The sequence below is a fragment of the Massilia phyllostachyos genome (genome assembly GCF_021044825.1).
In the GTDB taxonomy this organism is placed as follows: domain Bacteria; phylum Pseudomonadota; class Gammaproteobacteria; order Burkholderiales; family Burkholderiaceae_D; genus Telluria; species Telluria phyllostachyos.
Genome location: NZ_JAJNOC010000012.1, coordinates 63514 through 76084, shown reverse-complemented (window position 1 = coordinate 76084; position 12571 = coordinate 63514). Strand labels below are relative to the sequence as shown.

10 protein-coding genes are annotated in these 12571 nt (G+C 68.0%); 7 read left to right on the top strand and 3 right to left on the bottom strand.

From position 1 onward, the window contains the following. The first annotated feature begins 7 nt into the window (after positions 1–7). From LQ564_RS23900 to LQ564_RS23875, 6 genes are read left to right on the top strand one after another with little or no spacing between them, the layout of a single operon-like run. Positions 8–283: a hypothetical protein gene (locus LQ564_RS23900; RefSeq protein WP_231060621.1), complete on the top strand. Its 276-nt coding sequence runs from the start codon at positions 8–10 to the stop codon at positions 281–283. A 42-nt stretch (positions 284–325) separates the two neighbouring features. Further along, positions 326–1492 (top strand): CpaE/TadZ family protein, encoded by a 1167-nt coding sequence (locus tag LQ564_RS23895; protein ID WP_231060620.1) that lies wholly within the window; start codon positions 326–328, stop codon positions 1490–1492. An 18-nt stretch (positions 1493–1510) separates the two neighbouring features. Continuing rightward, positions 1511–2857 (top strand): TadA family conjugal transfer-associated ATPase, encoded by a 1347-nt coding sequence (locus tag LQ564_RS23890; protein ID WP_231060619.1) that lies wholly within the window; start codon positions 1511–1513, stop codon positions 2855–2857. Between the two features lie 22 nt (positions 2858–2879). Then, positions 2880–3857 (top strand): type II secretion system F family protein, encoded by a 978-nt coding sequence (locus tag LQ564_RS23885; protein ID WP_231060618.1) that lies wholly within the window; start codon positions 2880–2882, stop codon positions 3855–3857. A gap of 26 nt (positions 3858–3883) precedes the next feature. Beyond that, positions 3884–4825 carry a type II secretion system F family protein gene (locus tag LQ564_RS23880; RefSeq protein WP_231060617.1) on the top strand — a complete coding sequence of 314 codons (942 nt, stop codon included), beginning with the start codon at positions 3884–3886 and terminating at the stop codon, positions 4823–4825. Positions 4826–4842: 17 nt separating this feature from the next. Next, complete coding sequence (locus LQ564_RS23875) at positions 4843–5952, top strand: LytR C-terminal domain-containing protein (RefSeq protein WP_231060616.1); 1110 nt, start codon at positions 4843–4845, stop codon at positions 5950–5952. A 284-nt stretch (positions 5953–6236) separates the two neighbouring features. Here LQ564_RS23875 and LQ564_RS23870 read toward each other — a convergent pair whose 3' ends face one another. The 3 genes from LQ564_RS23870 to LQ564_RS23860 form a co-directional block, all read right to left on the bottom strand. Continuing rightward, positions 6237–7004: a head GIN domain-containing protein gene (locus LQ564_RS23870; protein ID WP_231060615.1), complete on the bottom strand. Its 768-nt coding sequence runs from the start codon at positions 7002–7004 to the stop codon at positions 6237–6239. A gap of 145 nt (positions 7005–7149) precedes the next feature. After that, entirely contained in the window at positions 7150–7980 is an 831-nt protein-coding gene (locus LQ564_RS23865) for a glycoside hydrolase family 16 protein (protein ID WP_231060614.1), read from the bottom strand. Continuing rightward, a complete protein-coding gene (locus LQ564_RS23860) occupies positions 7977–8861 on the bottom strand; it encodes a polysaccharide deacetylase family protein (RefSeq protein WP_231060613.1) in 885 nt (294 codons plus the stop codon). Before LQ564_RS23860 ends, LQ564_RS23865 begins: the two co-directional genes overlap by 4 nt. Positions 8862–9481: 620 nt before the next feature. Between LQ564_RS23860 and LQ564_RS23855 the strand changes: the two genes are divergently transcribed. Next, the gene (locus tag LQ564_RS23855) at positions 9482–12466 is read left to right on the top strand and encodes a TonB-dependent receptor (RefSeq protein WP_231060612.1); all 2985 of its coding nucleotides are present in this window, start codon (positions 9482–9484) and stop codon (positions 12464–12466) included. The last annotated feature ends 105 nt before the right edge of the window (positions 12467–12571 follow it).

Sequence of the window (12571 nt, the reverse complement as noted above, 5' to 3'; positions counted from 1 at the left end):
AGCCAGCGTGAATACCCCGACCCGATGCATCGCCCCCGCCCTGTTTGCCGCCCTGCTAGCCGGGTGCGTGAACACGACCCCGCGCTGGGACGCCCAGTTCGGCGCCGCCACCCGCGCCAACCTGGCGGTCCAGGTGCTGGACCCGGCGGCTGGCCGCAACCAGAATCCCACGCTCGGGGTCGACGGCCGCGCCGCCAAGGGCGCGCACGACCGCTACCAGCGCAGCTTCGCGCAGCCGGAAAGCGCGCCGCCGCCGCTGGTCATCAACGCCGGCGCGCGCTGAACGGCCTTGTCGACTTCCTTCGCGACCGTCACGAGACCCGCCATGAAAGCGCTCCTCATCAGCCGCAACAGCCAGCTGTACGCGGAAATCGCCTCGCAGGGGGCGGCGCGCGTGCCGCCGCTGAACCTCGGGGCCGTGCGTGCCAGCCTGCGCGAAGCGCTCGACCGGCCGGAAAGCGACGCGCCCCAGCTCGTGATCGTCGACGCCACCGAGACCGAACCGTCGGAGGCGGCGCTGCTCGAACGCCTCGGACGCCAGTACCCGGAAGCCCACCTGATGCTGATGCTCGACAAGCACCAGCCCGACCTCCTGATCCACGCGATGCGCGCCGGCGTGCGCGAAGTGCTGCAGCTGCCGCTGGTCCACCGCGCCTTCCACGAATCGATGGACCGCGTCTCGGCCGCCGCCGGCGTGTCGAATCTGCGCGACGGCAAGGTGCTCGCCTTCATCGCCTGCAAGGGCGGCAGCGGCGCCACTTTCATCTCGACCAATTTCGGTTACGCCCTGGCCACCCTGGCCGCCAAGAAGGTCCTGCTGATCGACCTGCACGGCCAGTTCGGCGATGCCGCGCTCTACGTCTCGGACCAGAAGCCGGCCATGACGCTGTCCGACGTCTGCGCCCAGATCGCGCGCATCGACGGCCCCTTCCTCGATTCCTGCGTGGTGCACGTCACGCCCGGCTTCGGGGTGCTGGCGGCGGCCGACGACGCCGCGCACGCGAAGGAAGCAAAGCCGGAACACATCGACACCATCCTGCGGGTGGCGCGCCAGCACTACGACTACGTGCTGCTCGACGTCGGCCGCCAGATCGACGCGGTGTCGCTGCGCGCGCTCGACGTCACCGACACCATCTACCCGGTGCTGCAGCTGGCCCTGCCCGACATCCGCGACGCCCGGCGCCTGCTCGACATCTTCCGCTCGCTCGGCTACGTGCTCGACCACATCCGCCTGATCGTCAACCGCTACGAAAAGGGCGGCAAGCTGCGCCTGCAGGACCTGCATGCGGCGCTGGGCTGCGAAGTGGTGCACACCTTCCCCAACGATTACATCGCGGTCACGGATTCGGTCAACCAGGGCGTGCCGGTGCTGCAGCTGTCGCGCTCGAGCGCGGCCGCGCGCAGCCTGGCCGACATGGTCGAACTGGTGACCACCCGGCGCGTCGCCGAAAGCCGCGGCCTGTTCGACCGCCTGTTCGGCCGCGACGACTGAACACCCAAGGAGAATCCCATGTCCCTGCGCGAACGCCTGGCCAGCACCACCCCGGAGCGCCCCAGCGGCGCGGTGCCGCCGGAAGCGGCCAACCAGGCCTACCAGGAACTCAAGAAGCTGATGCACCAGATGATCCTGGACCGCATCGATCTCGAGCGCCTGAAGCGTCTCACCGCCGAGCAGTTCAAGCACGAGCTGGCGCTGCTGGTCCAGCGCATCATCGAGGAAGAGCGCATCGTGCTGAACCAGCACGAGCGCCACCACCTGGTGCTCGACATCCAGCACGAGATGCTGGGCTTCGGGCCGCTCGAACCCCTGCTGAACGACCCGACCGTGTCCGACATCCTGGTCAACACCGCCAACAAGGTATATGTCGAGCGGCGCGGCAAGCTCGAACTTACCGACATCACCTTCCACGACAACGCCCACCTGATGAAGATCATCGAGAAGATCGTCTCGCGCGTGGGCCGCCGGGTGGACGAGTCGAGCCCCATGGTCGACGCGCGCCTGCCGGACGGCTCGCGCGTGAACGCGATCATCCCGCCGCTGGCGGTGGACGGGCCGCTGCTGTCGATCCGCCGCTTCGGCGCCACCCCGCTGACGGTGCAGAACCTGCTCGACTACAAGAGCCTGACCCCGCCCATGATCCGGGTGCTGGAAAGCCTGGGCACGGCCAAGGTCAACATCCTGATCTCGGGCGGCACCGGCAGCGGCAAGACCACCCTGCTGAACCTGATCTCCGGCTTCATCCCGGCCAGCGAACGGATCGTGACGATCGAGGACGCGGCCGAGCTGCAGCTGCGCCAGCCGCACGTGGTGCGCCTCGAGACCCGGCCGCCGAACATCGAGGGCAAGGGCGAGGTCACCCAGCGCGCCCTGGTGAGGAACGCCTTGCGGATGCGCCCCGACCGCATCATCCTGGGCGAGGTGCGCGGCGCCGAGGCGCTCGACATGCTGCAGGCGATGAACACCGGCCACGAGGGCTCGCTCGCGACGATCCACTCGAACAGCCCGCGCGATGCGCTCTCGCGCCTGGAGAACATGGTCAGCATGGCCGGCGTGAACCTCACCGCGCGCGCGATCCGCCAGCAGATCGTGTCGGCGGTGACGGTGGTGTTGCAGGTCTCGCGCCTGACCGACGGCACCCGCAAGCTGGTCAGCCTCCAGGAAATCACCGGCATGGAGGGCGAGATCATCTCGATGCAGGAAATCTTCCGCTTCGAGCAGAGCGGGGTCGACCCGGACGGCAAAGTCAAGGGCCGCTTCAGCGCGACCGGCGTGCGTCCGCGCTTCGCCGACCGCCTGCGCATGTTCGGGGTGCCGGTACCGGAAGACAGCTTCGATCCCGACCGCGTGTTCGACTGACCTCACGATAAGGGAAGAAGACATGGACGCGCTGTTCTACGCATTCGTGGTGTTCCTGTTCGCGGCCGCGGTCCTCGGCATCGAGGGCGCCTACCTGTGGTGGGTCGGCAAGCACGGCGCCGCGGCGCGCCGGGTCGCGCGCCGGCTGCAGGTGATGTCCGGCTCGCCCGGACGCAGCGGCGAACGGATCTCGATCCTCAAGCAGCGCCCCTACAGCCGCAACGCTGCCCTGGACCGGCTCCTGCACCGCGTCACGCTGGCGCACCGCATCGACGCGCTGCTGGTGCAGGCCGGCGCCGCCAACACGGTCGGCCAGTTCCTCGCCCTGTCCGGCGGCTGCATGGCAGCGGTCCTGCTGCTGTCGCTGGCCTGGCCGCTGCCGGCGCCGGTGCGGCTGCTGCTGGCACTCGTCGGCCTGTGGGCGCCCTGGGTCCTGCTGCTGCGCGCGCGCCAGCGCCGCCTGCTGCGCATCGAGCAGCAGCTGCCCGACGCCGCCGACTTCATCGCGCGCGCGCTGCGCGCCGGCCACTCCTTCAGCAACGTGCTGCAGATCGTCGGCAACGAGCTGCCCGAACCGCTCAGCGGCGAATTCCGCATCGCGCGCGAAGAAATCAACTACGGCGTGCCGATGAACGAAGCGCTGCACGGCATGGCGGCGCGCATTCCGCTGACCGACCTGCGCTACCTGATCATCGCGGTGCTGATCCAGCGCGAGTCGGGCGGCAACCTGGCCGAGATCCTGGGGAACATCAGCGGCATCATCCGCGCCCGCCTCAAGCTGGTGGCGCACGTGCGGGTGCTGTCGGCGGAAGGGCGGATGTCGGCCGTGATCCTGACCGCGCTGCCCTTCGCCGTGCTGGGCGTGATGCTGGCCACCAATCCGGCCTACATCAGCATGCTGTGGACCGATCCGAAGGGCCAGCGCATGCTCTGGTACAGCCTGGGGATGGTGGTGGTCGGCGTCATCTGGCTGCGCAAGATCATCCGCATCCGCATCTGAGCGCCCTGCCTATCCTCGAGGTGAACATGACGTCTTCCCAGCTGATCTTCCTGCTCGTGGTGCTGTGCGTGGTGTGCGGCCTGGCCTGGCTCGGCCTGGTCCTGTTCGCGCCGCTGGCGCTGCGCGAGCGCCTGCGCCACTTCCTCGGCGCCGCCGAGCCGACCCAGCTCGAGGCCGGCAATGGCTGGGTCGAACGGGTCGCCAGCGCCGCCAAGCCGTTGACCCGCCTGTCGATCCCGGAAGAGGGCTGGGAAAAGTCGACCCTGCGCACCCGCTTCATGAACGCCGGCTGGCGCAATCCGGCCGCGCCGACCCTGTATTTCGCCGCCAAGACCGGACTGGCGCTGCTGCTGCCGGCGCTGGCCGCGCCCTTCCTGGTGCTGTACGCGGCCAGGTTCGAAGGCGGCCACGTGCTGGCGCTGCTGCTGCTGGCGGCCTCGATCGGCTACTACCTGCCGAACATGGTGCTGGACCGCATCGTGCGCCGGCGCCGGCGCGAGATCTTCGAGACCATCCCCGACGCCCTCGACCTGCTCACCGTCTGCGTCGAAGCGGGCCTGAGCCTGGAGCGGGCGATGGTGAAGGTGGCCAATGAAATCCACATCAAGAGCGCGGTGCTGGCCCAGGAGCTGCAGCTGGTGCTGATGGAGATGCGCGCGGGCTTCAGCAAGGAGAAAGCCTTGCGCAACTTCGCCCTGCGCTCGGGCGTGGAAGACGTCGACACCCTGGTCGCCATGCTGATCCAGTCGGAGCGCTTCGGCACCAGCGTCGGCGACTCGCTGCGGGTGCAGTCCGACAACCTGCGCCACAAGCGGCGCGTGCTGGCCGAGGAGTGCGCCGCCAAGATCGGCCTGAAACTGCTGTTCCCCCTGATCTTCTGCATCTTCCCCCTCCTGCTGACGGTGCTGCTCGGACCCGCCGCGATCCAGATCTCGCGGACCCTGAGCACGCTGCCCGGCGCGCGCTGAACCTTTTGGAGCCAGTCATGCGAACCCCGATCCTGCTCACCCGCCTGGCGCTGCTCGGCCTCGGCGCCAGCCTGCTGGCCTGCGCGCCGATCTCCGGCCGCGTCGAACGGCAGCGCGCCACCCCGGCCGCCGACGATGCCTACCTGGCCGGGCGCAACCACCACCTGGCGCGCCGCTACGAGGAAGCGCGCGCCGACTACGAGGCCGCCCTGCGCATCGCGCCGGGACACGTCAACGCGCGCAACGGCCTGGCCACGCTCCACGCCGAACAGCGCGAGTTCGGCCCCGCGATCGCCCTCTGGCGCGCGCTGACCGAATCGGTGAACCTGTCGTCGGGACCGGCCAAGGCCTATCTGTTCAGCAACCTCGGACACGCCCTGTTCCTCGACGGGAACTACGACGGCGCCCTGGTCGCCCTCGAGAAAGCCTGTTTGCTGGACCCGCTGAACGACCGTGCCTGGCGCCTGCTGGGCGAGACCCTGCGCAAGCTCGGCCAGGAAGAGCGCGCTGGCCAGATGCTGGCTCAGGCCGAGGCCTTGCGCGCCCACGACCTGCGCGCCGACTACGCGGCCCTGGGCGCCGCCCCCACGGTCGCCGCCATCGACCGCGCGGCGAAGGCGGAGCCGGCCGGGCAGGGGGGCTGGAACCAGTTGCAGCTGCACGTCGGCGTGGACGGGATGCTGGAGCTGCGGCGCGATCAGGTAGCGGCGGCTGCGGCGGCGCTGCCCCAGCCGTCCCCGCAGCCGGCGCCGGCCCGCGGCACCCAAGACACGCCGCTGGTGCTGCTCGAAATCCGCAACGGCAACGGCATGCGCGGCATGGCGCGCAAGCTGGCCGGCCAGCTCGGGGACGATGGCATGAAGGTGGCGCGGATTTCGAACCAGAAAGGTTTCGGGGTGCGCCGCACCCGGGTCGAGTACGAGCCGGCCTGGCGTACCCAGGCCGAGCGCCTGGCCGAGCGTTTCGGCGGCGCCGAGCTGCAGGAAGTGGCGCGCTGCGCACCGGCCAACCTGCGCGTGGTGCTGGGGCGCGACGTGGCGCGCCGCGGCTTCGCCCTGCGGCCTGCCGGGCCGGCGCCGGCACCCGAAGTGTCCGGGCCGCGCATTGCGGCGAACAAGGCCTCCTGAAAAAGGTCCGTTTGCACGTTTGTCCGGCATCAAGCGCCGAACCCTGTATCCCGAGAGAATGGGCTGGTCCGCCTTCTCCCGGGAGCCGTCATGAAGCTGCTATCGCGCATCCAGAACGTCCGCCTCCAGCTGATCCTTGCCGGTCTGGTGCTGGCCATCCTCAGCGCCTGCGCGCCCAGCGGCACATAGCGCGGCACGCCCGGCGTCAAGGAAGTGCGCAACAGCATGGTCGTGCGGGAGCCGCGTCCTGGCGAAGCTTATTTGCGGGCGCTTAGGTCCAGCGATCACTTCCAGGCGACCTTGCCCATCCCGCTGGTGTTGGCGCGACGGCTGGCCGGCTTGCCATAGACCGTGGCCGAGCCCATGCCGCTCAAGTCGACATCGGCCGCCTGGGTCGCGTGGACCGTCGCGCCGCCCAAGCCGGACATGTCGAGGTCGACGGTTTCGGCGCGCAGTTCCTTGGCATCGAGGCTGCCGACGCCGGCCAGTGTGGCGTGCAGTACCTTGCTTTCGCCGCTGACATTGATGCGGCCGGCGCCGCCCAGGTTCAGGTCGAGGCGCTCGGTGCGCACGCCATTCAGGTTCAGGCCGCCCACGCCGCCCAGGCGCGCATCGATGCTGCGGTAATTGCCGTTCAGCGTCACCGCGCCGGCGCCTTCCAGGGCCACGCGCAGGCTGTCGCCCGAGAAGCCGGTCAGCTGCGAGGCGCCCACGCCTTCCGAGCTGAACTCGGACAGTTTCGGCACCGTGAGCTCGGCGCGCAGCTTGTCATGCCGTTCGCCGCGGCGGTCGTTCAGCGATTCGGTGTCGATTTCCAGGGTGTCGCCGCGCTGCGAGGTGGTGATGCGCTGCACGTAGCGCTTGTCGCCCGAGACGACCAGGGACGGGGTCGCGCCCTGGCGCACCACCAGGTCGACCACGCCGCCCAGCTTGACCTTGGTCACTCGCGCATCGACATTGCGGCTTTCGCGGACGACTTCGTCGGCCAGCGCGGGGGCGGCCAGCAGGGCAAGCGCGGTGAAGAATGCGGCGGGCTTCAGCAGGGTGTTCATCGTGTTCTCCGGTAGGTGGCGATGAAAACAGCATAGGACAGGGCGGCGCCGCCTTCTGGCCGATTGCGATGAACTGCACGATCGGCGGTCTGGAGCGCAAAAAAGCCGGTCTGGCGCGATCCTGCCCCGCGAAGCGATTTATTTGTTACCGCCGCGCCGCACCGCTCTTGCGGTACACCCGCACCCAGTCCACCAGCATGCGCTGCGGCAGCACCGTGGTGCCGTCCGGATTGCCGGGCCAGTAGCCGCCGACGGCCAGGTTCAGCAGCACGAAGAAGGGACGCTCGAACACCCAGTCGCCCTTCACCAGCTCGGGCCGCGCCGTGTGGAAGTGGACGCCGTCACGGTACCAGCGGATCTCGCCCGGCTCCCACTCCACCGCGAACACGTGGAAGTCGTCCGCATAGCTACCCTGTGCCAGCCGCGCGGGAGCGCCAAAGGCTTTCTCGCCCGAGTAGCCTGGTCCGTGCACCGTGCCGTGCACGATGTCCGGCTCCTTGCCGATGTTTTCCATGATGTCGATCTCGCCGGCGCGCGGCCAGCCGATCTTGCCGATGTCGGCGCCCAACATCCAGAAGGCCGGCCAGATGCCCTGGCCCCGGGCCACCTTGATGCGCGCCTCGAAACGGCCGTGCATCTGCTCCATCAGGCCGGCCGTCTTGATCCGCGCCGAGGTATAGGCGTTGCCGCCATACGCTTCGCGGCGCGCCTCGATCACCAGCAGGCCGTCTTCCACCCGCACGTTCTCGCGCCGGCCGGTGTAGTGCTGCAGCTCCGCATTGCCCCAGCCATGGCCACCGGTTTCCGGCGTCCACTTGCCGCGATCGAGGTCGGCGCCGTCAAATTCGTCGCTCCAGGCCAGCGTCCAGCCGGCGGGCGCGCCGCTCGCAGGGGCGGTAGCTGGCGCGGCACAGCCCGCCAGGTTGAGTGCCAGCAGGGCGGAACAGAGGGAAAGGGACAGGCGGAACGGTTTCATGGTGCTCCCGGTGTGGTCGGCGCCGGCTTGAGGCGGGCCTGTTCGCGCCGAGCGTGGCGCATGATGTCGAGGAAGGTGCCGGTCCAGTACTCCCGGCGGTTGGCGGCCAGGAAGCGCACCAGCTCCTCGTGGGCCTGGGAGGAAACGGTGAGGTAGTCGCCGCCGATGCCGTGGAAGGTGAAGTTCACCATCGTGCCGCGCCTCGCCGCTTCCTTCACGATGGCGATCAGCTGCGCGCCGCTGGCGCCCACCGGCGCATGCACCGGCACCGCATGGGGATCGAGCGTCTCCATCGCATCGACCACGCCGTCGCTGCTGCCCACCTTGATGGCGACGAAGGCCGCGTGCAGCCCAGGGAGGTAAGCGCGTCCGCCGGCCAGCTTGTCGCCACAGGGCGCCGTATAGGTCCGTTCGTGGCGGCCGTCGATCGCCATCAGCATCGTATTGGCGAGCAGCACCTGGTCGCGCATCTGCTCGGCGCTCGTGGTGTCGAGATCGCGGTGGGCCTCGACCCAGCCGCGCTCGGCCTTGCTGCGCGCGCACTGGTGGAACAGGCTGTGGTTGCCGAGTTCATGCCCGCGCCTTGCTGCCGCCCGCCATGCTGCCATGCGCTGCGCCACCGCCGGGTTCGACAATTGCAGGTAGAAGGTGGCGCGGATGCCATGGCGGTCGAGCACGGGCAAGGCATGGTCGAGCTGGGAGTCGAGCGCGTCGTCGTAGGCCAGGCTGACGGCGGCGCGGGCGCCGTTCGGCCAGGCGAAAGCGCGCGCGGGCTCGGCCGCATGCGCCGATCCCATGCCGGCAAGCGCTCCGCCCAGCAGCAGGCCCGAGAGCAGGGCGCGCACGCGCACCGTCACGGCGCCGGCGCGTCCCGCGCTCACGCTCCGCCTTGCCCCATGCCGCATCCGCGCCTCCTTCGTCTGATTTTGGAAACGTTACCAGTTTGTCAACCCGACTATAGCATCCGCGATTTTGCAGTGTCAATGCCGGTGCGTTGGGCGCATATCGACTGCAAATCCCTCCGTTTCACAGCGTGCCGCCGCGGGTGTTGCAAATCAGCCGCACTTCCCGCCTTAACTGTATGGAATATTCCGTTGACAATTTTTTTTGCTAACCCTAATATTCAGACAAGCGATATGGAAACGTTTCCATGCGCCAGATGGATTGCTTGAACAACGAATGCATCACGCATGCATACGGGGCGATTACAGATGAACGAGCGCAAGGCGCCAGCTTTCGAACCAAGCCCTCCAGCGAGGACATCGGCCCCGGCCGCATGTCCTCGCTGCGCCGCTTGGTGGACGGGAAACCGCCCGCGCCGCTCCTCGATCCGAGGAGGTGCCCAGGCGTAGGGAGCAAGGCGGGAACAGCATGAACGCCGGCAGCGTGCAGCCAGGTTGACGCCGGCAAAGGTAGTGGAGACACCGTCGGAAGGGTGACGGTCAAATACTTAAAAGAACAGGAGAGCACCATGTATTACCCGAAGGCCAAACAGACATTGATGAGCCTGGCAGTAGCCAGCGCGTGCGCGGCATTCATGCCGGCCTATGCCCAGGAGGTCGCCTCGACCCCGGGCGCGGCCGCCACCACCGACCCGGCCGGCCAGGAGGCGACCTCGCCATCCTCTCCGGCGGGCGTCCAGACCGTCGTCGTCACCGGCCTGCGCGCCAGTCTCGAATCGTCGATGAACCTCAAGCGCAATGCGCAGGGCTTCGTCGACGGCATCGTCGCCGAAGACATCGGCAAGTTCCCGGATACCAACCTGGCCGAATCGCTGCAGCGCATCAGCGGCGTCTCGATCGACCGCAGCATCGGCGAAGGCTCGAAGGTCACCGTGCGCGGCGTCGGTCCCGACTTCAACCTGGTGCTGCTGAACGGCCGCCAGATGCCGACCTCGAGCCTGGGCGACCGTCCGGGCCGCGCCTACGACTTCGCCAACATCGCCTCGGAAGCGGTGTCGCAGCTGCAGGTGTACAAGTCGGCGCGCGCCGAAACCCCGACCGGCGGCATCGGCGCCACCATCAACGTCCTGACCGCGCGTCCGCTGTCGCGTCCGGGCATGCAGGCCAGCATCGGCGTCAAGGGCGTGTACGACCAGTCGGTCGACAACCTGCCGAAGGACATCACCCCGAGCGACAAGCTGACGCCCGAGATCTCGGGCATCTACAGCAATACCTCGGCCGATGGCCGCTTCGGTATCGGCATCTCGGCCAGCTACCAGGAGCGCAACCTGGGCTACAACCAGGCCGGCGTGCCGGGCGGCTGGAAAGGCCCGTTCCGCGGCGACGAGAACAACTGGGGCACCATCCCGCAGCCCGGCACCGCTGGCTCGGAAAACATCACCAACCGTCCGAAGCCGGGCGACCTGTACCAGGTGCCGCAGAACCTGAACTACAACATGAGCGGCATCCAGCGCCAGCGCACCAACGGCCAGCTGGTGTTCCAGTTCGCCCCGACCAAGGCGCTGACCACGACCCTCGACTACACCTACTCGGAAAACAAGATCCAGACCCGCCGTCAGGACCTGTCGGCCTGGTTCAACTTCGGCCCGTCCACCAGCAACTGGACCAACGGCCCGATCGCCGGTCCGCTGTCCTACGGCGAAATCATCAGCCCGGCCACCAGCGACATCGCGATGGGCGGCGCCGACTTCGCCACCAAGACCCAGAACAAGTCGCTCGGCTTCAACGCCGCCTGGCGCGTCAACAGCGATATCCGCCTCGAAGTCGACGCCCACAAGTCGACCGCCGAATCGGTGCCGGACAGCCCCTTCGGTTCGGGCAACACCCTCGGCACCGCCAGCTTCAGCCGCGGCACCACCACCGTGGACTTCTCGAAGGACTTCCCGGTGATGAGCATCCAGGGCGCCGACTTCGCCCGCGCGCCGCAGCAGGTGACCGGTTCGGTGTTCGAGAACGGTTATGTGAAGAGCGAGATCAAGCAGCTGCAGACCCACGCCAGCTGGAAGATGCTGGAAGCGTCCGAGCTGAAGTTCGGCCTGGCCACCACCGACGTCAACAACCGCTCGGCCTTCTCGGTCCAGCAGCGCGACGACACCTGGGGCGGCGCCACCAAGGCATCCGACTACCCGGCCAGCTACTTCCACCAGGAGAGCCTGAGCCAGTACTTCGACAACATCAAGGGCAGCGACAACCCGGCCCTGTTCAACACCTTCTACACCTTCGACTTCGCCGCGCTGCGCGAACTGGCGGCCAAGGTGACCGGCCTGCCGGCCCTGTACCTGCCGCGCAACGACTACACCACCGACCAGCGCACCCGCGAAAAGTCGAAGAGCTTCTACCTGCAGTTCAACACCGACTGGGACCTGGCGCTGCCGGTGCACACCGCGATCGGCGCGCGCTACGAGAAGACCGACGTCACCTCGACCGCGCTGGTGCCGATCGCCACCTCCTACACCTGGACCGCGAACAACGAGTTCGCAGTGGGCCTGGGCGCGCCGAACTTCACCACCCTGACCGGCAAGTACCACCACTGGCTGCCGAGCTTCGACGCCGATGTCGACCTGCGTCCGGACATGAAGGGCCGCTTCAGCTACGGCGAAACCATCGGCCGCGCGCGTTACGACCAGCTGACCGGCGGCCAGGTGCTCGAGCCGCTGGGCCGCGTCGAAGGCGGCACCGGCCGCCAGGGCAATCCGGGCCTGCTGCCGGTCAAGTCGAAGAACATCGACCTGGCCTGGGAGTGGTACTACAACAAGTCGAGCTTCGTCTCGCTCGGCCACTTCCGCAAGAACCTGGAGAACTACGCCGGCCAGTCGCAGGTCATCGCCCAGCCCTTCGGCCTGCACACCCCGGTCAACGGCGCCTACTGGAAGGAAGCGCTGGCCAAGGGCGGTTGCGTGAACGGCGACGCGACCTGCATCCGCAACTACATCTTCCGCAACTTCAACGGCCAGCCCGGCGTGACGCGCGGACCGGATGACGTCAACGGCAATGCGACCGGCAAGATCGTGGGCCAGCCGAACGACCCGATCGCGGACTTCCGCATCACCAGCTACTCGAACCAGAAGGAAGCGCGCCTGCGCGGCCTCGAGTTCAACGTGCAGCACATGTTCGGCGCCAGCGGCTTCGGCGTCTCGGCGAACTACACCTACGTGAACTCGGGCCTGAAGTACGACAACGCCAGCATCGGCGAGCAGTTCGCGCTGGTCGGCCTGAGCGACTCGGCCAACCTGGTGGGTATCTTCGAGAACGAGAAGTGGAATGTGCGCGCGGCCTACAACTGGCGCGACAAGTTCCTGTCCTCGACCTTCGACGGCTCGGGCCCGAACCCGAACTATGTCGAAGCCTACGGACAGCTGGACCTGAGCATCGGCTACAACGTCAACAAGAACCTGACCTTGCAATTCGAAGGCATCAACCTGACCGACGAGATCAAGCGTATCCACGGCCGCACCGAGCGTAACCTGCTGTTCGTGGAACAATCGGGTCCGCGTTACATGCTGGCAGCGCGCTACAAGTTCTGACCCGCCGGCGCCCGCGCGAGCGGGCAGCATGGAGAACCGAAAAAGCCGCGGCCCCACCGTGGCTTTTTCGGGTTAGACTTGCCCGGCATTCGTCTTATTGGGATC